Source organism: Streptomyces aquilus, assembly GCF_003955715.1.
Classification (GTDB): Bacteria; Actinomycetota; Actinomycetes; order Streptomycetales; family Streptomycetaceae; genus Streptomyces; species Streptomyces aquilus.
Window position 1 is genome coordinate 5,322,514 of record NZ_CP034463.1, and the last position, 23,158, is coordinate 5,345,671.

Below are 23,158 nucleotides of genomic sequence, written 5' to 3' on the forward strand. Positions count from 1 at the left end.
TGTGCCGAGGCAGGGGTGAAGCCCCTGTCAATAAGGGCGGCGTCTATCTCCCACGGCGTCTGCTCCCGCGGTGCCGACTCCGCGTCGCCTACTCCTCGCCCGCCAGCGTCAGCGTCCGCAGCTTCTGCCCGGCGTACCAGGTGGCCAGCACGGTCACCGCGACCAGCAGGACCGTCGCGGTGACGATGCCCACGTCCGAGGTGACCAGGTCTCCGCCGGCGACCTTGTGGGCCACCGCCAGCGACCACTGCTGGACGCTGAGGGTGCGCGCACCCGAGACCAGGGAGCCGAACAGGGCTTCCCAGACGAGGGCGTAGACGAGGCCGAAGACGACCGCGTGCCGGGACACGGTGCCCAGGAGCAGGAAGAGCGCGGCGTAGGCGATGGAGGAGACCAGCGCGGCGACCGTGTAGGCGACGGCGATCTGCTGGCCGTTGCCGTTGAGGATGAGGCCTGCGACCAGGGTCGGCAGGGCTGAGAAGACCATGGTGACCGCGATCGCGACGATCAGCTTGGTGAAGATGATCGTGGGCCGTTTGATCGGCTTGGACAGCAGGTACACCACCGAGCCGTCGTCGATCTCCGGGCCGATCGCGCCGGTGCCGGCGATGACGCCGATGATCGGCACCATGGTGGCGAGGGCGAGGCCGCCGAGCAGGTCGGACGCGGTCTGGTCGTCGGCGCCGACCAGGGCGCGCACGATCACCGAGATCACGATGAGCAGCAGGGGCAGGGCGCCCAGGATGAGGGCCCTGCGCCGGCCGAGCAGGGCCCGGTAGGTGAGTCGGGCGACTGTGGGGTCGTACATCTTCGGCCTCCTACGCCGCGACCAGGTAAGAGAACACGGACTCGAGGGACTCGTCGGACGGCGAGACCGTCAGCAGCCGGATGCCGTGGTCGCGGGCGACCTTCGGCAACAGGGCGGTGAAACGGCCGAAGTCGACGGCCTGGATGCGCAACGCGCCCTCCGCCAGGTCGACTTCGATGCCGGACGTCGACGGGTCGGCGATCAGCGCGGCCGCGAGGGCGCGGTCGTCACTGGAGCGCACCAGGTAGCGGTGCGGGCGGTCGGTCATCAGGCGGCGGATCTTGCGGAAGTCGCCGCTGGCCGCGTGCCGTCCGGCGACCACGACCTCGATGTGCCAGGCGAGTTGCTCGACCTCTTCGAGGATGTGGGACGAGAACAGGACCGTGCGGCCCTCGTCGCCCATGCGGCGCAGCAGGTCCATGAGCTGCATGCGCTGGCGCGGGTCCATGCCGTTGAAGGGCTCGTCCAGGAGCAGCAGGGACGGGTCGTGGACCAGGGCGGACGCCATCTTCACGCGCTGGCGCATGCCCTTGGAGTACGTCTGGATCTTGCGGTCCTGCGCGTACTCCATCTCGACCGTGGCCAGCGCCTTCTGGGCGGCCTTGGCGCCCAGGCCGTGCAACTCGGCGTTGGCGACGACGAATTCGCGGCCGGTGAGGAAGTCGTACATCGCCTCGCGCTCGGGGACGATGCCGATGTGCTTGTAGATGGCCTCGTTGCGCCAGGTGGGCCGGCCGTCGAGGGTGACGGTGCCGGTGGAGGGGGCGAGGAAGCCGCCCATCATGTTGATGAGCGTGGACTTTCCGGCGCCGTTGGGGCCGAGGAGGCCGGTGACGCCGGGGCCGATCGTCATGGTGACGTCGTTGACGGCGACCACGTTGCCGAACCAGCGCGAGACGTGGTCGATGGAGAGCGTGGTCACAGTCCCACCTTCTTGTAGCGGCGCATCATGAGGCCGTAACTGGCGGCGATCAGGCCGAGGACGACGAGGACGTACACCACGCCTTGGCCGGTCGAAGGCCCGTGCCCGCCCGGGAGCGACGGGGTCGCGCCGAGGAAGGCGGACTGCACGCCGTCGATGAGGGTGACCGGCGAGAAGAGACCCATCCACGGGATGGCGGAGGTGCTGCCCTGGGTGTCGGCGATGGCCTGGAGGGTGGTGACGGCGCCGTAGGAGATGGTGAAGACGGCGATGACGGCCGCGATGCCGAAGCCGCGCCTGGGGGTGACCGCCGCGATGACCAGGCCGATGCCGGCGAACAGCAGCGAGAGCAGTGCCACGGAGACGAGTCCCTGTGCGAATCCCTTGGTCTGGTCGGTGAAGTCGAGCTTGGCCAGCAGCGCGCCCACGTAGAGGACGAGCAGGGGAGCCGCGGTCAGGATGAACATCGCCGAGGCCAGCGCCGCGTACTTGGCGCGGACGTAGTCGGCGGTCTCGATGGGCCGCGAGAAGTACAGCGGCACGGTCTTGAAGCGCAGGTCGCGGGAGACGGACTGGGGGGCCTGCGAGGCGACGTACAGGCAGATCACGGACTGCATGATGATCGCGTAGCGCGTGTAGTCGACCGGCAGGTCGTTGGCCTTGGTGGCGACCGCGACGGCCACCATGATGAGCGCCGGGACGCACATCACGACGAACAGCAGCATCGGCAGCACCTTGGACTTGACCGAGCGGCCGAGGCCGTAGGCGCCGCGCAGGGACTGCGAGTACAGGGACCGGGTCGCGTAGGAGCGGCCGAGGCGGGGGCCGTCGTAGGCGCGGTAGCCGATGTTGTGGATGCGGGTCTGGTCGCCCGCGGGGGTGGCGACCGGGTGTTCAGCTGCCATGGCCGACGGCCTCCTTCCGCTGCTGTTCCTCGGTCTCCCGGTCGTCCGTGAAGACCTCCGAGATGTGGTGGCGGCGCTGTTCCATGCGGATCAGGCCGAGGCCGAGGTCGGCGACGACGTCCCGGACAACGTCGTACGTCTCCTCGCCCTGCGCGGTGAGCAGCAGGATGTGGCCGGCGCCGGGCAGGCCGCTGCCCGCCTCGACGCTCACCCCGCGCGCGTGGAGCGCTTCGCGGACCGCGCGGGTGCCGTCCGGGTGCTCGTCGGTGTCGGTGACCTCGATCGCGAGGGTGGTGGTGGTCTGGGTGAAGTCGGTGGTGGAGCTGGAGCGCAGGAGCTTGCCGCCGTCGACGACGACCACGTGGTCGCAGGTGCGCTCCAGTTCGCCCAGGAGGTGGGAGGTGACCAGGACCGAGATGCCGAAGTCGGTGTGGATGCGCCGGATGAGGGCGAGCATCTCGTCGCGGCCGACCGGGTCGAGGCCGTTGGTCGGCTCGTCCAGGAAGACCAGCTGGGGGTCGTGGACGAGGGCCTGGGCGAGCTTCACGCGCTGCTTCATGCCGGTCGAGTAGCCGCCGATGGGGCGGTAGCGCTCCTCGTACAGCCCGACGTGGCGCAGGGTGTCCGCGGTGCGCTCGCGCGCGGCGGCGGGCGGCAGGCCGGACATGCGCGCCATGTGGACGACGAACTCGGTGGCCGAGACGTCGGGCGGCAGGCAGTCGTGCTCCGGCATGTATCCGACGCGCTCGCGGATGGCGCCGCCCTTGGTGGCGACGTCGAGGCCGAGCACCTCGGCGCGGCCCTCGGTGGCGGGGGACAGACCCAGCAGGATCTTGATCAGTGTGGACTTGCCGGCTCCGTTGGCTCCGACGAGTCCCGTCACACCGGGTCCGACGTCCACGGAGAGCCGGTCAAGCGCGGTCACCCGGGGGAACCGCTTGCTCAGGCTTTCGGTCGCGATCACAGTCACGTCTTCGACAGTAGTGACCCGCGCCACTGCGGGCGTCACACCGCAGAGCTGTCTTCGGGTCAGCCTCCAGACGTACGGGCCCGTAGGGGATGCCATGCCTGAGAGCTACGGAGGGGTCGCGCGGCGGAGCCCGGGCGAGGGTTTTCCACAGGCCGACCCGGCCTATTGACGCAGCCTCTAACAACTGTCACATTCGGCGGTGTCAAGTTACGGGCACGTAGCGCAGTCGGCGTGGACTGGGTGGGACGGGGTGGCATGACGACGGCAGTGGCAGGCGAACGGGCCGCGGAGCTGCGGGGATTCAGGAAGGTCCAGCGGCTGGCGTACGAGTGCGCCGAGGCCGTGGCGGCACGGCTGGAACCCGGAGTGACCGAGCGCGAGGCGGCGCGGATGCAGCGCGCGTGGCTGCGCGAGCGCGGGGTGCGGGACTGGTTCCACCTCCCCTTCGCCTGGTTCGGGGACCGCACGGCGTTCGTGAACTTCCGCGTGCCGCTCCAGTTCTTTCCCACCGACCGGCGTCTGGAGCCCGGGATGCCGTTCATCCTGGACATGGCCCCGGTCCACGACGGTTTCACCGCGGACATCGGCTACTCGGGCTCCCTCGGCGTGAACCCCGTGCAGGACAAGCTGATGGACGACCTGGAGGCGCACCGCGAGCTGATCCTGCGCGAGGTGCGCGAGCGGCGTCCGCTGCGCGCGATCTACGAGGACGTGGACCGCTTGATGGTCCGCCAGGGCTACGCGAACCGGCACCGCGCCTACCCGTTCGGGGTGATCGCCCACAAGGTGGACCGGGTGAAGGAACGCCGCTGGTCACCGAAGATCTTCGGGTTCGGCACCCAGTCACTGAAGGGCCTCGCGGCCGACGCGCTGCACGGCCACCGCGAGGGCTGGTCCCCGCTGTGGTCGCCGTACCGCTTCTCCGATCACCCGCCGCAGCCGGGCCTGTGGGCGGTCGAACCGCACCTCGGCTTCCGCGGCACGGGCGCGAAGTTCGAGGAGATCCTCGTGGTCACCGACTCCAGGGACCCCGAGGAGAGCGCCTTCTGGCTCGACGACGACCTGCCGCATGTGCGGCGCTGGGCGGAGGGGAAGTGACCGGGATGACTCTCGAGAACGCGCGTGAGCGCCGGGTGCGCACCGGCGGTGTCGAGCTGTGCGTGGCCGAACTGGGGGAGGCCGGGCAGCCGACCGTGGTCCTCGTGCACGGCTATCCGGACAGCAAGGAGGTGTGGGCGCAGGTCGCCGCCCGGCTCGCCGACCGCTTCCACGTCGTGCTCTACGACGTCCGGGGCCACGGCCGCTCCACAGCACCGCGGCCGCTGCGAGGCGGTTTCACCCTGGAGAAGCTGACGGACGACTTCCTGGCCGTGGTGGACGCGGTCAGCCCCGACCGCCCGGTGCACCTGGTCGGGCACGACTGGGGCTCGGTGCAGGCCTGGGAGTTCGCCACCGTGGCGCGCACCGAGGGCCGCATCGCGTCCTTCACCTCGATGTCCGGGCCGTCCCTCGACCACTTCGGACACTGGATCAACACCCGCCTCAGGCGCCCCACCCCGCGCCGCGTCGGCCAACTCCTCGGCCAGGGCGCCAAGTCCTGGTACGTGTACGCGCTGCACACGCCCGTGCTGCCCGAACTGGCCTGGCGCGGCCCGCTCGGCAAGGCGTGGCCGCGCGTCCTGGAGCGGTTCGAACGGGTCCCCGGCGACGGCTACCCCACCTCGTCCCTCCCCACGGACGCGGCCCACGGAGCCTGGCTGTACCGGGACAACGTACGGGCCCGACTGCGCCGCCCCCGCCCGGACGCCTACGCGCACGCGCCCGTGCAGCTCATCACGCCGCTCGGCGACGCGTTCCTGTCGGAGCGGCTCTACGACAACCTGGAGCAGTGGGTGCCGCAGTTGACGCGACGCACCCTCCCGGCCCGGCACTGGATACCCCGGTCCCGGCCCGACCAACTGGCCGCCTGGATCGGAGAGTTCGTGACAGCCAACGAGAGCGGCAGGACGGTCACCGCGCCGAGCGGCAAGTACGCCGACCGGTTCGGCGGCCAGTTGGTGCTGGTCACCGGCGCGGGCAGCGGCATCGGGCGGGCGACGGCGTACGCGTTCGCCGAGTCCGGCGCGCGCGTGATCGCCGTCGACCGGGACGCGGAGGGTGCCGCCCGCACGGCCGAGATGTCCCGGCTGCTGGGGGCGCCCGACGCCTGGGCCGAGACGGTCGACGTCTCCGACGAGCAGGCCATGGAGAAGCTCGCCGACAAGGTCGCCACCGCGTACGGGGTGGTGGACGTCCTGGTCAACAACGCCGGGATCGGTCTGTCCGGGTCCTTCTTCGACACCACCCCGGAGGACTGGAAGAAGGTCCTCGACGTCAACCTCTGGGGCGTCATCCACGGCTGCCGGCTGTTCGGCAGGCAGATGGCCGAGCGCGGACAGGGCGGCCACATCGTCAACACCGCGTCGGCGGCGGCGTACCAGCCCTCCAAGGCGCTGCCCGCCTACAGCACCTCCAAGGCGGCGGTGCTGATGCTCAGCGAGTGCCTGCGCGCGGAACTCGCCGGCCAGGGCATCGGCGTGAGCGCGATCTGCCCCGGCTTCGTCAACACCAACATCACCTCGACCGCGCGCTTCGCCGGCGTCGACGGCGAGGAGGAGAAGCGGCGCCAGAAAAGGACCGCGCGGCTGTACGGGCTGCGGAACTACCCGCCGGAGAAGGTCGCGGACGCGATCCTGCGGGCGGTGGTGCGCGACGAGGCGGTCGTGCCGGTGACACCGGAGGCGCGCGGCGCGCACCTGATGTCCCGCTTCACGCCACGGGCGCTCCGGGCGATCGCACGGCTGGAACCACCGCTGTGAGGCCGGGGGTTGGCTCGCGCGGGGTCCTCGTCGACGGGTGGCTCATGCCGCTGCGCCGGACTTCGCGGAGGTCCCCGGCGGCACGGGCCATCCCGTGAGCACCGCCCCCGCGTACCGGATCGAGGACCTCGCGCACCGCAGTGGCGCCACCGTCCGCACCATCCGCGCCTACCAGGACCGGGGCCTGCTCCCCCGCCCGGAGCGGCGTGGCCGTGCCAACGTCTACTCGGACGCCCATCTCGCCCGCCTCCACCAGATCGCCGGCCTTCTCGACCGCGGCTACACCCTGGCCTCCATCAAGGAGTTGTTGGAGGCCTGGGACGCCGGGCGCGGGCTCGGCGGGGTGCTCGGGCTGGTCGCCGAGGTCGACGGGCCGTGGAGCGACGAGGAGGCGGTGCGGATCTCGCGCGCGGAGCTGGACGAGCGGTTCGGCGGCAGCCCGGACGCCGCGGCGGTCGCCGACGCCGTGGAGCTCGGCGTGCTGGAGCCGGTGCCCGGCGACGAGGACTCCTTCCATGTCCCGAGCCCTCAAGAGCTTGCCGTAGCGGTCGAGTTGCACGCTGCGGGGGTGCCGCTGTCCGCGATCGCCGGGCATCTACGGGAGTTGAGGGGGCAGGTCGAGCACATCGCGGCCCGTTTCCTGGAGTTCACCACCGAGCATGTCTTCGCCCGCTACCTCGACGGACCGCACCGTCCGACCGACGCGGAGGCGGCCGAGGCGGCCTCGCTCGTACGACGACTGAGGCCGCTCGCACAGCAGACGGTGGACGCGGAACTCGCGCGCGCGATGCGCCTGTTGGCGGTGCGGCACCTGAGACAGCACCTCGGCACGGAGGAGCGCGCGCCGGAGCGTTCCGCGACCCGAACCGTGGTTCTGCCCGAGGAGACGATGCGGGCCGTGGAAGGGCTGGTTGGCGAGGAGCGGGCGGCGGAGTTCGTGGCGTTGGCGGCTGAACGGGAGGTGCGGGCGCGGGGGTTGGACGCGCTCACGTCAAGGGGAGTGCCCCCAAGCGATCTTGACGAAAGGGACTGACAGGTCGAGTAGTTGTCCACAGAACCGCCAACTAGCCTGTGGATAACTGGACTTGGTTGTGGATCAAACATCCGAAGCAAAATCATTCGCGTGATTCACGTCTCGCCCGTCACGCTGAAGGGCATGGACGAACGACGCACCGTAAAGGTGTCGAAGTACCTCTCGAAGCACCTGCGCCATCAGCCGGAGCGCATCGGGCTCACGCTCGACGAGGGCGGCTGGGTCGAGATCGACACGCTGATCGCGGCGGCGGCAGCGCACGGCTTCCGCTTCACCCGGGAAGAGATGGACCACGTGGTCGCCGCCAACGACAAGAAGCGCTTCGCCGTGGAAGGCACCCGCATCCGCGCCAGCCAGGGCCACAGCATCGACGTGGACCTGGGACTGCCCCCGGCGACGCCACCGCCGTACCTCTACCACGGCACCGTGGCCCGCAGCCTGGACGCGATCCGCGCCGAGGGGCTGCGGCCCATGAACCGGCACGCCGTGCACCTCTCGGCGGACCGCGAGACCGCGACCCGGGTGGGCGCCCGGCGTGGCCGCCCCGTCGTGCTCTCGGTGGACGCCGGCGCCATGCACCGCGACGGACATGTCTTCCACGTCAGCGCCAACGGCGTGTGGCTGACCGAGGCGGTACCGCCGCAGTACCTGCGGTTTCCCGACCCGCACTGACCCCTCGTCGCCGGGCACGACCGACGAGGGCGCCGTAATTCCCCGCGTGGCCCGGCACAGACCCGGCATGATCGGCGCCATGGACCACCTCCCGACCACCGAGGCCGCTGTCACCGCCCTCCGCACGCTCGCCGCCGAGTACGCGCTCGCGATCGAGGTGACCCATGACATCGGCGCCGACCAGACCTCGCGCCGCACGGCCGCGGGCGTCGGCGTCACCGCGGACCCCGACGGCTCCCTGCCCCACGAGGCCTACGTCGAGCTCGGCGGCCGGCCCCGGGTGGACGTGCGGCTCTACGCCGACGACGACGCTCTGATCACCGTCGACGGCGTCGAATGCCCCGACATCGCCCGCGACGACGTGCCCGCGTTCCTGCGTGCCCTCTACGAAGGACACGCCTGGGTCAAGACGCGCCGCTTCCCGCCGGGCAACTTCCTGATGGTCCCGCTGCCGGGCGACCGGGTGCACAAGGAGTTCATCCTGGTCGGCCTGACTCCGTGGCTGAGCGGCCGCACGCGGTGACCCGAGGGCGGTCGGATCATGACCGTGGGTCACTGTTTCACGTGAAACCCGGTCGGCCGCATACGCTCGAACCATGAGTCTGCGTCTGAGCACCGTGATCCTCCCGTACCGCCGCTGGTCCGAGGGGGGCCGTGCGGCATGGCAGCGGGCGGAGGAGCTCGGCTTCCACACCGCGTACACCTACGACCACCTGTCCTGGCGGACCTTCCGCGATGGACCCTGGTTCGGTGCGGTGCCGACGCTGACCGCCGCCGCGGCCGTCACCGACCGGCTGCGCCTGGGCACGCTGGTGACCTCGCCGAACTTCCGGCACCCGGTGACCCTCGCCAAGGAACTGATCTCCCTCGACGACATCTCCGGCGGCCGTGTCACGCTCGGCATCGGCGCGGGCGGTACCGGCTTCGACGCCACCGTCCTCGGCCAGGAGCCGTGGACGCCCCGCGAGCGTGCCGACCGGCTGGCGGAGTTCGTGCCGCTGCTGGACCGGCTGCTGACGGAGGACTCGGTGTCGTACGAGGGCGACTTCTACTCGGCGCACGAGGCCCGCAACATCCCGGGCTGTGTGCAGCGGCCCCGGCTGCCCTTCGCCGTCGCCGCCACCGGCCCGCGCGGGCTGCGGCTCGCCGCACGGTACGGACAGGCGTGGGTGACCACCGGCGACCCCAAGCTGTACGAGAACGGCACCCCTGAACAGTCGGTTCAAGCCATTCGCGGACAGGCCGAGAAGCTGGCCGACGCGTGCGCCGAGATCGGGCGGGACACGAACGAGCTCGACAAGATCCTCCTCACCGGATTCACCCCGGACCGCGGCCGGCCGCTGGAGTCGCTCGACGCGTTCGTGGACTTCGCGGGCCGCCACCGGGAACTGGGCGTCACCGAGATCGTGATCCACTGGCCCATCCCCGACTCGGACTTCGCCGCCGACGAGAAGGTCTTCGAGCAGATCGCCATGGAGGCCCCGGCGCAGCTGCGCTGAGACCACTGTGGGTGAGGGTGCAGGTGGGAGGCTGTAATCACTCACCTGTGCAGCCTCCCGCACGGCCGTGCACGCATATGCGGGAGAATGGCCGGGTGACTTCAGCGACTCGACAGCCCGAGACCCCGGCCGCCGCCGTCCCGCCGCGCCTGATAGCCACCGACCTCGACGGCACTCTGCTGCGCGACGACAAGTCCGTCTCGCCCCGCACGGTCGCGGCGCTCGCCGCCGCCGAGGACGCGGGGATCGAGGTCTTCTTCGTCACCGGCCGCCCCGCTCGCTGGATGAACGTCGTCAGCGACCACGTCCACGGCCACGGCCTCGCCATCTGCGGCAACGGCGCCGCGGTCGTCGACCTGCACGGCGGTCCCGGCGCCCACCGGTTCGTGAAGGTGCGCGAGCTGGCCCGGGAGAACGCGCTGGACGCCGTACGCCTGCTGCGGGACGCGGCGCCCGGCACGGTGTACGCGGTGGAGCAGACGTACGGCTTCCACCAGGAGCCGGACTATCCGAAGCTGCACATGGAGATCCCGGACGAGCTCCAGCCCGCCGAGAAGCTGCTGGCGGCGGACGGCCCCGGCGCCGCTGAGCCGGTCCTGAAGATCCTCGCCTTCCACCCCACGCTCGACCCGGACGCCTTCCTCACCCTGGCCCGTCTCGCCATCGGCGACATCGCCAACGTCACCCGCTCCAGTCCCAGCGCCCTGCTGGAGATCAGCGGCCCGGGCGTCTCCAAGGCCAGCACCCTCGCCCTGTGCTGCGCCGAGCGCGGCATCTCGCACGAGGAGGTGGTCGCCTTCGGCGACATGCCCAACGACGTCGAGATGCTGACCTGGGCGGGCCGGTCGTACGCGATGGGCAACGCGCACCCCGATGTGCTCGCCGCGGCCTCCGGCCGGACGGTCGACAACAACGAGGACGGCGTCGCGGTCGTCATCGAGCAGTTGCTGGCCCAGCGCGAGGGCCTGTCCTAGCCGAGCGGCACGCCCCGCGCCGCCAGCCACGGCACCGGGTCCACTCCCGAGCCCAGTTCCGGGGTGACCCGTACCTCGAAGTGCAGGTGCGGACCGGTGGAGTTGCCGGTGGTGCCCGACTGGCCGATCCACTGCCCCGCCGCCACCTGGTCGCCCTGGTCGACGGTGACGGCGGCGAGATGGGCGTACTGCGTGTAGTAGCCGCCCGCGTGCTCGATCACGATCTCGATCCCGAAGGCGCCCCCGCAGGACACCGTCACCACCCGGCCCGCGCCCACCGAGCGCACCGGCGTGCCGATCGGTACCGCGAAGTCCTGCCCGGTGTGCCGGTTCGCCCACCGCGAGCCGCCGCTGCCGAAGCCCGCGGACAGCTCGTACGTCTCCACCGGGGTGACCCAGGGACTGGTGACCTGGATCGCCGGCTGATCCAGCCGGACGGCACCGCGGCAGGACCCCGCCGCGACCGAGGCGTCCGCCTGGCCCTGCAACTGGCTGCGCGCCTCTTCGAGCTTCTGCTCGATCCCCGTCTTCAGATCGGCGAGTTCGACGTTCCGCTTCTCCAGCGACTGCCACGCGGTCGCGGCCTCCGCCTCGTCCGCGGCGAGCTTCGCCTCGGCCCGCCGGCTCTTCTCGATGGCGTTGTTCACGGCCAGGTTCGTCTGGGAGAACACCTGCTGACCGCGCATCAGCTGATCAGGGCTGCCGGCGAGGATGATCTGCGCGGTGAGCGGAAGGTCGCCGCCGTTGCGGTACTGGGCGCGCGCGATCCGGCCCAGGTCCTCGTGCAGGACGGAGATGTCCCGCCGTTCCCGGTCGAGCAGCGCCTCCAGCCGCTGCGCCTTCGCCCGTTGCGCCTCCGCCTCCAGCCGCCCCGTCTCGTACTGCTGCGTCGCCACCGCCGCGTCCTCGTACAGCCGCGCCACCTGCGCGCTGATCCCGGCGTCCGTACCGCCGTCGGCGGGCGCCTTCTTCTCCGCGGCGTCGGTCGGACGGGCCGCCAGGACGGCGAGCGCGCACAACAGGGCCGGGACGAGCAGCGGATGACGGCGGGACGGTCGCATGCCAGCGATCCTGACCCGGGTCCTCGCGGCGGTCCTGTTGGAGTCGTACGGCCGGGGGACAGGGGGCCTCGGACGGGTCAGTCGTACGACTGAACGGCCGCCGCCGGGATGCGGGTGACGATCCGTCATGCGGGCCGGGGCGGTGCGTCACGCGGGCCGGGGCGGTGCGTCACGCGGGCCGGGGCGGTCGGCCATGCGGCCGGAGCGACCGGTTATGCGGGCCGGAGCAGTCGGTCATGCGGGCCGGGGCGGTCCGTCATGTTCGGCGGTCATTCGAGGGGTGCCTCCCACACCACCGTCGTACCGCCTCCGTCCTCGCCGATGCCCGGTCCGTGCCGGCTGTCGCCGCCGAGGGACTCCGCGCGTCGCTTGAGGTTCTTCAGGCCGCTGCGCCGCCCGCCGTCCGGGATGCCCACGCCGTCGTCCGCGACGGTCAGGCGGACGCCCTTCCGGCCGTCCGGCAGGATCGCGTCGGCGTCCACGACGACCTCGATACGGGAGGCCCGGGCGTGCCGGAAGGCGTTGGAGAGGGCCTCGCGCAGAGCCGCGATGAGGTTCTTGCCGGTGAGGTCGCCGACCAGGGCGTCCACGGGTCCGACGAAACGGTGCGAGGGCTTGAAGCCGAGCGGCACCGCGGCCGTGTTGATCTCCCGCAGCACGCGTGTGCGCAGCCCCGAGGGCGCCTCGGCCGGCCCCTGCTGGAGCGCGAAGATCGCGGTGCGGATCTCCTGGATGGTGACGTCGAGTTCGTCGACGGCGTTGCCGACGCCCTCGCGCACCTCCGGCACGACCGATCCGCGCTGCGCGCTCTCCAGCAGCATCCCGGTGGCGAACAGCCGCTGGATGACGAGGTCGTGCAGGTCACGGGCGATACGGTCACGGTCCTCGTAGACGGCGAGCCGCTCCCGGTCGCGCTGCGCGTCGGCCATCATCAGCGCGAGCGCGGCCTGCGAGGCGAACTGGACGGCCAGCGTGCGCTCGGTCTCCGTGAACGGCCGCTCCCCCCGTGCCCGCGGGGTGACCAGGGCGCCCAGGATCCGGCCGTCGCTGTGCAGGGGCACCATCATGGTGGGCCCGTAGCCGTGCGCCAGCGTGGTGATCACGCGGGGGTCGCCGGCCGCGTCCTCCAGGAACACCGCCTGTCCGTCGAGGAGTTCGGCGACGATCCCGCTCTCCGGCGGCACGATCGTGCCCAGCATGGCCGACGGGCGGTCCGCGGCCACGGCCGCGATCTCCAGGCCCCCCTCGTCCGCGGGCAGCAGGACGATCCCGGCGGCCGAACCCGACAGCTTGCGGGCCTGCTCGGCGACGACCTGAAGGGCGTCGTCCGCGTCGCCGCCCGACAGCAGGGCGGTGGTGACGGCGACCGACCCGTCGATCCAGTGCTCGCGCTGCTTGGCCGCCTCGTACAGCCGGGCGTTGCCGATCGCGATCCCGGCCTCGGTCGCCAGCACCCGGACCATGGTGAGGTCGTAGTCGTTGAACGGCTGCCCGCCGTGCTTCTCCGTCAGGTACAGGTTCCCGAAGATCTCCCCCTGGACGCGGATCGGGAGGCCGAGGAAGCCGCGCATCGGCGGGTGGTGCTCGGGGAAGCCGCAGGAGCGCGGGTCGGTGGTCAGGTCCGCGAGCCGTACCGGCCCGGGGTCGCGGATGAGGGCGCCGAGCAGGCCGCGGTGCCCGTCCGGCCGGCGTCCGATACGGCGCGCGGTCGCCTCGTCGACCCCGTGGTGGACGAAGTCCGCCAGGCCCCGCCCGTTCTCGTCGATGACTCCGATGGCCGCGTATCGGGCGCCCGTCAACTCGGCCGCGGTCTCGCAGATCCGGTCCAGCGTGGAGTGCAGTTCGAGTCCGCTGCCGACGGACCGCATGGCCTCCAGCAGCTGCGGCACCCGCGCGGTCAGCTCGGCCGACAGCGCGGAAGGCAGCGAACCGGGGCCGGGGCGCGGGGTGTCGGACATGAGCTGAGCGTAATTAGTCCCATTTGATACAGAAAGTCGGGAACGGGTCGCGTTGAAGAGCGCGCTGAAGATCGCGTGGAGTTCGCCCGCTGTCTACGCCGTCAGCGCCGGCGCCTCGGCATCCGACTCCCGCTCCGCCATCTCCCGCAACGGCCCCTCCTCGGCTGCCAGCTGCGCGTAGGAGCCCCGCTGCACGACGCGTCCCCCGTCGAGCACGACGATCTCGTCCACCGCCTCCAGCCCGGCGAGCCGGTGGGTGATGAGCAACGTCGTACGGCCTTCGGTGGCGGCCAGCAGGTCGGCGGTGAGCGCGTCGGCGGTGGGCAGGTCGAGATGCTCGGCGGGCTCGTCCAGGACCAGGACGGGGAAGTCGGCGAGCAGCGCCCGGGCCAGCGCCAGCCGCTGCCGCTGTCCTCCGGACAGCCGCGCCCCGTGCTCGCCGACCAGGGTGTCCAGCCCGTCGGGCAGTCCGTCGGCCCAGTCGAGCAGCCGGGCCCGCCGCAGGGCGTCACGGAGGTCCGCCTCGGTGGCGTCCTTCTTCGCGAGCAGCAGGTTCTCCCGCAGCGAGCTGTCGAAGAGGTGCGCGTCCTGCGCACACAGCCCGACGAACCGCCGTACGGCGTCCCCGTCCAGGCCGTACGCGTCCACGCCGCCGAGCGTGTACGAACCGGCCCGCGCGTCCAGGAATCGCAGCAGCACCTGCGCGAGGGTCGTCTTGCCGGACCCGGAGGGGCCTACGACGGCGATCCGGCGGCCTTCCGTGACGGTCAGGTCGAGCCCCGTGAGGGCGTCCCGCCGCTGCCCGGCGTACCGGGCGGACAGCCCCCTCACGACGACCGGGAACGGCGACGCGGGCGCCTCGCAGGGCCGCTCCGGTTCCCGTACGGGTTCGGGGGCGTCCAGCACCTCGTACACCCGCTCCGCGCTCTTGCGGACCCGCTGGCGGTACTGCACGGCGAGCGGGAGGCCGAGGACGGCCTCGAAGGCGGCCAGCGGGGTGAGGACGACGACGGCCATGGCGACGCCGCCGAGCCGTCCGGCGGCGACCGCCTGGGCGCCCGCGAGCGCGGTGGCGGCGACGGTGAGGCCGGAGACGAGCGCGGTGAGGCCGTCACCGAGGGCGGTGGCGGTGGCGCCGCGCGCTGCGATCCGGGTGAGCACTCCGTCGGCCTCGCGCGCTTCGGCGGTACGTGCGGGCAGGGCGCCGGCGACGGTCAGTTCGGCGGTCCCCGTCAGCAGGTCGGTCACTCGCGTCGCCAGCACACCGCGTGCCGGCGCCAGCCTCCGCTCCGCGCGCCGGGCCACCGCACCGGTGACCAGCGGCACGCCGACCCCGGCCGCCAGCAGCCCCACGGCGAGTGCGGCACCGGCCTCGGGCAGCAGCCAGGCCGTGAAGCCGACGGACGCGGCGGACACGGTCAGCGCCGCGCCCGCGGGCAGCAGCCAGCGCAGCCAGTAGTCCTGGAGGGCGTCGACATCCGCGACGAGCCGCGACAGCAGGTCGCCCCGGCGGGTCCGCCGCAGCCCGGCGGGCGCCAGCCGCTCCAGGCGCCGGTACACGGCGACCCGGGTGTCGGCCAGCATCCGCAGCACGGCGTCGTGCGACACGAGGCGCTCGGCGTAGCGGAAGACGGCCCGCCCGATCCCGAAGGCGCGCGTCGCCGTGACGGCCACCATCAGATAGAGCACGGGTGGCTGCTGCGAGGCCCGCGAGATCAGCCACCCGGAGGTCGCCATGAGCCCGACGGCACTGCCGAGCGCGAGGCTCCCGAGCAGCAGGGCGAGCGCGAGCCGGCCGCGCCGGGGACCGGACATGGCGCGCACGCGGGCGAGGACACCGCGGCTTTCCGCTGCGGGTACGGCGGTCTTCGCGGCGTCGGCGGTCTTCGCGGCGTCGGCGGCGTTCCAGGTGCCTGCGATGTCGGCGGCGTCGGCGATGTCTGCGGTGTCCGCGGTGGGATGCGTCGCCGCTTCGACCTGACGGCCCTCACCAGAGGCCTGAACCGTGCCGGCCTCGGCGGGTGCCGCGTTCGCGGGCTCGGCCATCCGCACCACCCGGTCCGCAATCCCCAGCAACGCCGGCCGGTGCACGACGAGGAGCACCGTGCGCCCCACCGCCAGCCTCCGCACCGCCGCCACGACCTCGGCCTCGGTGGCCCCGTCGAGCGCGGCGGTCGGCTCGTCGAGCAGCAGCACGGGCCGGTCCGCGAGGAACGCCCGTGCCAGCGCGAGCCGCTGCCGCTGACCGGCGGACAGCCCGGCCCCGTCCTCGCCGAGCCCGGTCTCGGCGCCCTGCGGCAGCGCGTCGACGAACTCCAGGGCCCCCGCGTCCGAGAGCGCCTGCCGTACGGCGGCGTCGTCCGCGTCGGGCCGTGCCAGCCGCACGTTCTCCGCGATCGTCCCGGCGAACAGCTGCGGCCGCTGCGGCACCCACGCGACCTGTGACCGCCACTGGTCGAGGTCGGCGTCGGCGAGATCGACTCCCCCGGCCAGCACCCGCCCCTCGGCGGGCCGCACGAAACCCAGCAACACATTCAGCAGCGTGGACTTGCCCGCCCCGCTCGGCCCGACCAGCGCGACCGTCTCACCGGGCTCGACGGCGAAGGAGACGTCCTGGACGGCATCACCGGACCGCCCCGGGTAACGAACGGTGACGCCATCGAAGGTCAACGCGCCGGCCGGCACGGCGGCCGTGCCCGCCACCGGCACAGGCGTCTCCAGCACCTCGAAGATCTCCTCGGCGGCGGCCAGCCCCTCCGCCGCCGCGTGGTACTGCGCCCCGACCTGCCGCAGCGGCAGATACGCCTCGGGTGCCAGCACGAGGATGACCAGCCCGTCGTACAGGTCCATCTCGCCGTGCACCAGCCGCATGCCGATCGTCACGGCGACGAGGGCCACCGACAGCGTGGCGAGCAGTTCCAGCGCGAAGGAGGAGATGAAGGCGATCCGCAGCGTCCGCATGGTCGCCTGCCGGTACTCGCCGGTGATGCGCTTGATCGACTCGGCCTGTGCCTTGGCCCGGCCGAACACCTTCAGGGTCGGCAGACCGGCGACGACGTCCAGGAAGTGCCCGGACAGCCGGGACAGCAGCTGCCACTGCCGGTCCATCTGCGACTGGGTGGCCCAGCCGATCAGCATCATGAAGATCGGGATGAGCGGGAGCGTGCCCACGATGATGGCGGCCGAGACCCAGTCCTCGGTGACCACCCGCGCCAGCACCGCCACCGGCACGACCACCGCCAGCCCCAACTGCGGGAGATAGCGCGAGAAGTAGTCGTCCAGGGCGTCGACGCCCCGGGTGGCGAGGGCGACCAGCGAACCGGTCCGCTGCCCGCTCAGCCACCCCGGCCCGAGCGCCGCGGCCCGCTCCAGCAACCGCCCCCGCAGTTCGGACTTCACCGCCGCACTCGCCCGATGGGCGGCGAGCTCGGTGAGCCAGGACACCAGGGCGCGACCGCCGGCCACCGCGACCAACAGCAGCAGGGGAGTGCGGAGTTCAGCGGCCGACGTCCCGTGCCGGAAGGCGCCCACCACCACCTCGGCGATGAGCATCGCCTGGGCGATGACCAGCGCCGCTCCGACGACGCCCAGACCGACGACGGCCGCCATGAAGAGGCGAGTGGCGCGAGCGTAGCGGAGCAGACGCGGATCGATTGGTTTCACGTGAAACACACCTCAATGCGTGGCTTCGGCGATGTGCTGCGTTCCGATGCGCTTGCGGAACACCCAGTAGGTCCAGCTCTGATAGAGCAGGACGACCGGCGTGGCGATCGCCGCACACCAGGTCATGATCTTCAGGGTGTACGGGCTCGACGAGGCGTTGGTGACCGTCAGGCTCCAGTCCTCGTGGAGCGAGGACGGCATGACGTTCGGGAAGAGCGACAGGAAGAGCATCGCCACGGCGGCCACGATGGTGACGCCGGACAGCGCGAACGACCAGCCCTCACGCCCGGCCTGATTGGCCACCAGGGCGGCGATCAGGGCGGCGACGGCCACGACCAGGGCGACCAGGCTCTTGGCGTCACCGCTGTCGACCTGCGTCCACAGCAGGAAGATCGCCGCGAACACGGCCGTGACGAGCCCGACCTGAAGCGCCAGCTTCCGCGCCCGCTCCCGGATGTCCCCGACGGTCTTGAGCGCCGTGAACACCGCCCCGTGGAAGGTGAACAGCGTGAGCGTCACCAGGCCGCCGAGGAGGGCGTAGGGGTTGAGCAGGTCCCAGAAGGTGCCGACGTACTCGAAGTTCTTGTCGATCTTCACGCCTCGCACGATGTTGCCGAAGGCGACGCCCCACAGGAACGCGGGGATGAGGGAGGTCCAGAAGATCGCGGTCTCCCAGTTGCGCTGCCAGTTCTCCTCGGGCCGCTTCGCCCGGTACTCGAAGGCGACCCCGCGAACGATCAGACAGACCAGGATGATCAGCAGCGGCAGATAGAAGCCGGAGAAGAGCGTGGCGTACCACTCGGGGAAGGCGGCGAAGGTCGCGCCGCCCGCGGTGAGGAGCCACACCTCGTTGCCGTCCCAGACGGGGCCGATCGTGTTGATCAGCACCCGCTTCTCGGGCCGGTCGCGGGCCAGCAGCTTGGTGAGGATGCCGACCCCGAAGTCGAAGCCCTCCAGGAAGAAGTAGCCGGTCCACAGGACGGCGATGAGCACGAACCAGACGTCGTGAAGTTCCATGACTCGCTCTCCCTCGGCCTAGTACGAGAAGGCCATCGGCTTGTCGGCGTCACGGGTGTCGCCGCCGATCTTCGTGGGCGGGTTGAGGTCGGCCTCGGTGAGCTCGGGCGGGCCGGCCTTGACGTACTTCGCGAGCAGCTTGACCTCGACGACGGCCAGGATGGCGTACAGCGTGGTGAAGACGATCATCGAGGTGAGGACCTCGCCCTGGGAGACACCGGGGGAGACCGCGTGGCGGGTCTGCAGGACGCCGTAGACGACCCACGGCTGGCGGCCCATCTCGGTGAAGATCCAGCCCCAGGAGTTGGCGATCAGCGGGAAGCCCATGGTCAGGACGGCGATGCGCCAGTACCACTTGGTGAGCGTCGGGCCGAGGGCCTTCTTGCCGCGGGGCAGCAGCACGAGATGCGGCACCTCGTCGTCGGCCACCCGCAGGTGCTGCGGCAACAAGAACTTCTTGCGGGTCAGCCAGAGTCCGAGCAGGCCGATCGCGAAGGACGTCATGCCGAAGCCGATCATCCACCGGAAACCCCAGTAGGCGACGGGGATGTTGGGCCGGTAGTCGCCCGGTCCGAACTTCTCCTGCTCGGACTTGTTGACGTCGTTGATGCCCGGGACGTACGAGTTGAAGTCGTCGTTGGCCAGGAAGGACAGCAGTCCCGGAATCTCTATGGCGACCTTGTTGTGACCGGCGTCGACGTCGCCGTAGGCGAAGACCGAGAAGGGCGCCGGCTTCTCGCCGTCCCACAGGGCCTCGGCGGCGGCCATCTTCATCGGCTGCTGCTCGAACATGATCTTGCCGAGGGTGTCGCCGCTGATCGCGGTGAGCAGACCGCCGACGATGACGGTGACCAGGCCGAGCCGCAGCGAGGTCTTCATGTCGCTGATGTGCTTCTTGCGCAGCAGGTGGAAGGCGGAGATGCCGACCATGAAGGCGCCACCGGTCAGGAACGCGGCGGACAGGGTGTGGAAGGCCTGCGCGAGCGCGGTGTTCTGGGTCAGGACGTGCCAGAAGTCGGTGAGCTCGGCCCTCCCCTTCGCCTCGTTGATCTTGTAGCCGACGGGGTGCTGCATCCACGAGTTGGCCGCGAGGATGAAGTACGCCGACAGGATCGTGCCGATCGAGACCATCCAGATGCAGGCCAGGTGGATCTTCTTCGGCAGCTTGTCCCAGCCGAAGATCCACAGCCCGATGAACGTCGACTCGAAGAAGAAGGCGATCAGGGCCTCGAAGGCGAGCGGGGCACCGAAGATGTCGCCGACGAAGCGCGAGTAGTCGGACCAGTTCATGCCGAACTGGAACTCCTGCACGATGCCGGTGACCACACCCATCGCGATGTTGATCAGGAAGAGCTTGCCCCAGAACTTCGTCGCTCTGAGGTACTTCTCCTTCTCCGTGCGCACCCACGCGGTCTGCAGGCCGGCCGTGAGAGCCGCGAGCGAGATCGTCAGGGGGACGAACAGGAAGTGGTAGACGGTGGTGATGCCGAACTGCCAGCGCGCCAGTGTCTCCGGCGCCAGAGCCAGGTCCACGTCGTCAGTCTCCTTACGTCGCCGTGATACAGCGGCAGTTTGCCCCTTATGTCACACACATCACTGGAGCAACCGGGACACGCTTGTGAACGCGTTCACATTCACAAGCAATTATGACGCACTGATTTTCGACGCCGAACAGGGGGGCCCGCTTGGGCCATGTGGCACTGCACACAAGGGGCGTGCGGCACCCCTTGGCAGCGACTTCAACATCTTGTTGAATTACCGCCCATGCAGATACGGATCTCCTGGCCCTCGGGCCATCTCACCGCGACCCTCGACGACACCCCAACGGCCCAGGCTCTCGCCAAGGCACTGCCGCTCGTCTCCACCGCCCACACCTGGGGCCAGGAGGTCTACTTCGACACGGGCGTCTCGGTTCCACGTGAAACAAGCGCCCGGCAGGTCGTCGAGCCCGGCACCGTGGCCTTCTGGACCGACGGCGACGCTCTCGCGCTCCCCTACGGGCCCACGCCGATCTCGCGGGGCGACGAGTGCCGCCTCGCGAGTCCGTGCAACGTGCTCGGCCGCCTCGACGACGAACCGGGCCACCTCGCGACCGTGCGCGACGGTGACCCGGTCCGGGTGGAACTCGTCGAGAACTAGAGCTCCTTATCGAGAACCAGGGCCGAACTAGAGCTCCTTACGGAAGCCTTCCGCCACCTTCAGGAAGATGTCGTTCGCCTCGACCTCTCCGACCGTCACCCGCACACCCTCGCCGGGGAACGGCCGGACCACCACGCCGTGCCGGTCGCACGCCGCCGCGAAGTCGACCGTGCGCTCCCCCAGCCGCAACCACACGAAGTTGGCCTGGGTCTCGGGCACCGTCCAGCCCTGAGCGCGCAGCCCCTCGACCACACGGTTGCGCTCACACACCAGGGAGCCCACCCGGCCGAGCAGTTCGTCCTCCGCACGCAGCGACGCGATCGCCGCTTCCTGCGCGAGCTGGCTGACGCCGAAGGGCACCGCGGTCTTGCGCAGCGCCGCCGCCACCGGCTCATGGGCGATGGCGAATCCGACCCGGAGGCCGGCGAGACCGTACGCCTTGGAGAAGGTCCGCAGGACGCAGACGTTCGGCCGGTCGCGGTAGAGCTCCACCCCGTCCGGCACCTCGGTGTCGCGGATGAACTCGCGGTACGCCTCGTCTAGGACGACGAGCACATCGCTCGGCACCCGGTCGAGGAATCGCTCCAGCTCCGCCCGCCGCACGACCGTGCCCGTCGGGTTATTGGGGTTGCAGACGAAGATCAGCCGCGTCCGGTCGGTGATGGCCGCGGCCATCGCGTCCAGGTCGTGCACATCACCGGGCGTCAGCGGCACCTTCACCGAGGTCGCGCCGCTGATCTGCGTGATGATCGGGTACGCCTCGAAGGACCGCCAGGCGTAGATGACCTCGTCGCCGGGTCCCGAGGTCGCCTGGATCAGCTGCTGGGCGACGCCGACCGAACCCGTGCCGGTGGCCAGGTGCGCGAGCGGGACGCCGAAGCGCTCGGACAGCTCGTTCATCAGGCCCGTGCAGGCCATGTCCGGGTAGCGGTTGAAGGACGAGGCCGCCGCCGTGACGCTCTCCATCACACCCGGAAGGGGCGGATAGGGGTTCTCGTTGGAGGAGAGTTTGTAGGCGACCGGGCCGTCGGCCGCGGCGGGCTTGCCCGGCTTGTAGGTGGGGATACCCTCCAGCTCGGCGCGCAGCTTGGGGCTCGTCTCGCTCACCGCAGTCCTCCTCGCGACCGCCGGCGGCCCCGTCGCCGCCGCCGGCTTCCAATACTCCATACCTTATGAGGATTCGGCGCCGGTGCGTACTGGTGGGACGCAGGAGATCGCAAACCCCATCAGCCTCACAGGCATCAGGGGCATCACCGCCCGAAGGCAGACGAATCGCAGGGCGCTCTCACATATATCTATGCGCCGGTGGTGCGCGCCGTGGCGCGCATCCCTCGTGAAGGTGAGTTGAGACCTCTTCGAAACATCGAGGACTTGGCAGGCTCATGCGTGCCGACAAGTCACGTAGTGGCATTGAATCGCTCAACTCCCTTTCATTCGAAGGGAATTGACATGGTATGACCATGCAGAAACGTGCCTGTCAACGCGTGCATATGCGTCCGCACTACCCCACCGCATGAGCCCTACTATCGGCTCGCCATGACAGCAGCAGGGAAGCACCAGGTGAGCCGCGCGGAAACCTCACGTCGAGGCAGCCGGCCGGGCCGGGCGGGCATCAGAGATGTGGCCGCCGCCGCCGGAGTCTCCATCACGACCGTCTCCGATGCCCTCAACGGCAAGGGCCGGCTCCCGGACGCCACCCGGCGCCATGTCCGAGAAGTCGCCGACCGACTGGGTTATCGCCCCTCGGCGGCGGCCCGGACCCTCCGTACCGGCAAGTCGGGACTCATCGGCCTGACCGTGACGACGTACGGGGATGAACCTTTCACCTTCACCGAGTTCGCGTACTTCGCCGAGATGGCCCGGGCCGCCACCTCGGCCGCGCTCGCCCGCGGCTACGCGCTCGTCATCCTCCCGGCGACCTCGCGCCACGACGTGTGGTCGAACGTCGCCCTGGACGGCACGGTCGTCATCGATCCGTCCGACCAGGACCCGGTCGTCAGCGAACTGGTCCGGCAAGGACTGCCGGTGGTCTCCGACGGCCGCCCGGCCGGCGAGCTGCCGGTGACCGCGTGGGTCGACAACGACCACGAGGCCGCCGTGCTCGGCATCCTCGACCACCTGGCCGACGCCGGCGCCCGCCGCATCGGCCTGCTCACGGGGACGTCGACCGACACGTACACCCATCTGTCGACGACGGCGTACCTGCGCTGGTGCGAGCGCGTCGGCCAGGACCCGGTGTACGAGGCCTATCCGGCGCACGACCCGTGCGCCGGCGCCGTCGCCGCCGACCGGCTGCTGGCCCGGCCCGACCGGCCCGACGCCGTCTACGGGCTGTTCGACCCCAACGGCACCGACCTGCTGGCCGCCGCACGCCGCTACGGACTGCGCGTACCGGAGGACCTGCTTCTGGTCTGCTGCAGCGAATCCACCGTGTACGCCAGCACCGAGCCGCCCATCACCACGCTCTCGCTGAAACCGCGGCGCATCGGCACGGCGGTCGTCCAGCTCCTCATCGACGCCATCGAGGGCGTCGAATCGGACCAGCCGGTCGAGCAGGTGATACCGACCGAGCTGATCGTGCGCACCTCGTCCCAGCGCCGCCCGCCGCGGACGACCGTCAGCCCGCCCCGGTCACCGGAGGAGAAGTAGAGCGCGGACGTCGACGCCGTACGGCCGTCA

At 70.9% G+C, this 23,158-nt stretch carries 19 protein-coding genes; 9 read left to right on the forward strand and 10 right to left on the reverse strand.

The window, feature by feature from the left end:
* Positions 1-88: 88 nt before the first annotated feature.
* The 4 genes from EJC51_RS24395 to EJC51_RS24410 are packed head-to-tail and all read right to left on the reverse strand — an operon-like array spanning position 89 to position 3,599.
* Positions 89-808, reverse strand: a complete 720-nt coding sequence (locus tag EJC51_RS24395) for an ABC transporter permease subunit (protein WP_079307463.1) — start codon at positions 806-808, stop codon at positions 89-91.
* Between the two features lie 10 nt (positions 809-818).
* Complete coding sequence (locus tag EJC51_RS24400; RefSeq protein ID WP_126273030.1) at positions 819-1,730, reverse strand: ABC transporter ATP-binding protein; 912 nt, start codon at positions 1,728-1,730, stop codon at positions 819-821.
* Entirely contained in the window at positions 1,727-2,635 is a 909-nt protein-coding gene (locus EJC51_RS24405; protein ID WP_126273031.1) for an ABC transporter permease subunit, read from the reverse strand. Before EJC51_RS24405 ends, EJC51_RS24400 begins: the two co-directional genes overlap by 4 nt.
* Positions 2,625-3,599 carry an ABC transporter ATP-binding protein gene (locus EJC51_RS24410; protein ID WP_126277115.1) on the reverse strand — a complete coding sequence of 325 codons (975 nt, stop codon included), beginning with the start codon at positions 3,597-3,599 and terminating at the stop codon, positions 2,625-2,627. Before EJC51_RS24410 ends, EJC51_RS24405 begins: the two co-directional genes overlap by 11 nt.
* A gap of 261 nt (positions 3,600-3,860) precedes the next feature.
* Here EJC51_RS24410 and EJC51_RS24415 point away from each other — a divergent pair, with 261 nt between their 5' ends.
* The 7 genes from EJC51_RS24415 (at position 3,861) to EJC51_RS24445 (ending at position 10,641) form a co-directional block, all read left to right on the forward strand.
* A complete protein-coding gene (locus EJC51_RS24415; RefSeq protein ID WP_166682899.1) occupies positions 3,861-4,703 on the forward strand; it encodes a M24 family metallopeptidase in 843 nt (280 codons plus the stop codon).
* 5 nt (positions 4,704-4,708) lie between these two features.
* Positions 4,709-6,463: an SDR family oxidoreductase gene (locus EJC51_RS24420; protein ID WP_126273033.1), complete on the forward strand. Its 1,755-nt coding sequence runs from the start codon at positions 4,709-4,711 to the stop codon at positions 6,461-6,463.
* Between the two features lie 94 nt (positions 6,464-6,557).
* A complete protein-coding gene (locus EJC51_RS24425; RefSeq protein ID WP_126273034.1) occupies positions 6,558-7,496 on the forward strand; it encodes a MerR family transcriptional regulator in 939 nt (312 codons plus the stop codon).
* Positions 7,497-7,619: 123 nt separating this feature from the next.
* On the forward strand, positions 7,620-8,168 hold the full coding sequence (locus tag EJC51_RS24430) for an RNA 2'-phosphotransferase (RefSeq protein WP_126273035.1): 549 nt from the start codon (positions 7,620-7,622) through the stop codon (positions 8,166-8,168).
* A gap of 79 nt (positions 8,169-8,247) precedes the next feature.
* Positions 8,248-8,691: a hypothetical protein gene (locus EJC51_RS24435; protein WP_126277116.1), complete on the forward strand. Its 444-nt coding sequence runs from the start codon at positions 8,248-8,250 to the stop codon at positions 8,689-8,691.
* A 73-nt stretch (positions 8,692-8,764) separates the two neighbouring features.
* A complete protein-coding gene (locus EJC51_RS24440; protein WP_126273036.1) occupies positions 8,765-9,667 on the forward strand; it encodes an LLM class flavin-dependent oxidoreductase in 903 nt (300 codons plus the stop codon).
* 77 nt (positions 9,668-9,744) lie between these two features.
* Positions 9,745-10,641 carry an HAD-IIB family hydrolase gene (locus tag EJC51_RS24445; RefSeq protein WP_208870738.1) on the forward strand — a complete coding sequence of 299 codons (897 nt, stop codon included), beginning with the start codon at positions 9,745-9,747 and terminating at the stop codon, positions 10,639-10,641.
* Here the strand turns inward: EJC51_RS24445 and EJC51_RS24450 are convergent.
* The 5 genes from EJC51_RS24450 to EJC51_RS24470 all read right to left on the reverse strand — a co-directional run bounded on the left by EJC51_RS24450 (position 10,638) and on the right by EJC51_RS24470 (position 19,873).
* Positions 10,638-11,702, reverse strand: a complete 1,065-nt coding sequence (locus EJC51_RS24450; RefSeq protein WP_126273038.1) for a M23 family metallopeptidase — start codon at positions 11,700-11,702, stop codon at positions 10,638-10,640. The two genes, EJC51_RS24445 and EJC51_RS24450, sit on opposite strands and share 4 nt — an antisense overlap.
* A gap of 269 nt (positions 11,703-11,971) precedes the next feature.
* On the reverse strand, positions 11,972-13,660 hold the full coding sequence (locus tag EJC51_RS24455) for a sensor histidine kinase (RefSeq protein WP_126273039.1): 1,689 nt from the start codon (positions 13,658-13,660) through the stop codon (positions 11,972-11,974).
* Positions 13,661-13,753: 93 nt separating this feature from the next.
* The gene (gene cydD / locus EJC51_RS24460) at positions 13,754-17,323 is read right to left on the reverse strand and encodes a thiol reductant ABC exporter subunit CydD (RefSeq protein WP_126273040.1); all 3,570 of its coding nucleotides are present in this window, start codon (positions 17,321-17,323) and stop codon (positions 13,754-13,756) included.
* A 12-nt stretch (positions 17,324-17,335) separates the two neighbouring features.
* Positions 17,336-18,340 (reverse strand): cytochrome d ubiquinol oxidase subunit II, encoded by a 1,005-nt coding sequence (gene cydB / locus EJC51_RS24465; RefSeq protein ID WP_126273041.1) that lies wholly within the window; start codon positions 18,338-18,340, stop codon positions 17,336-17,338.
* Positions 18,341-18,358: 18 nt separating this feature from the next.
* Entirely contained in the window at positions 18,359-19,873 is a 1,515-nt protein-coding gene (locus tag EJC51_RS24470) for a cytochrome ubiquinol oxidase subunit I (protein ID WP_126273042.1), read from the reverse strand.
* 231 nt (positions 19,874-20,104) lie between these two features.
* Between EJC51_RS24470 and EJC51_RS24475 the strand changes: the two genes are divergently transcribed.
* Positions 20,105-20,479 carry a cyclophilin-like fold protein gene (locus tag EJC51_RS24475; RefSeq protein ID WP_126273043.1) on the forward strand — a complete coding sequence of 125 codons (375 nt, stop codon included), beginning with the start codon at positions 20,105-20,107 and terminating at the stop codon, positions 20,477-20,479.
* Positions 20,480-20,506: 27 nt separating this feature from the next.
* Here the strand turns inward: EJC51_RS24475 and hisC are convergent, their stop codons facing one another.
* Entirely contained in the window at positions 20,507-21,586 is a 1,080-nt protein-coding gene (gene hisC / locus EJC51_RS24480) for a histidinol-phosphate transaminase (protein WP_126273044.1), read from the reverse strand.
* Positions 21,587-22,015: 429 nt separating this feature from the next.
* Between hisC and EJC51_RS24485 the strand changes: the two genes are divergently transcribed.
* Positions 22,016-23,128, forward strand: coding sequence for a LacI family DNA-binding transcriptional regulator (locus EJC51_RS24485; protein WP_079083271.1), 1,113 nt, complete (start codon positions 22,016-22,018; stop codon positions 23,126-23,128).
* Positions 23,129-23,158: the final 30 nt, after the last annotated feature.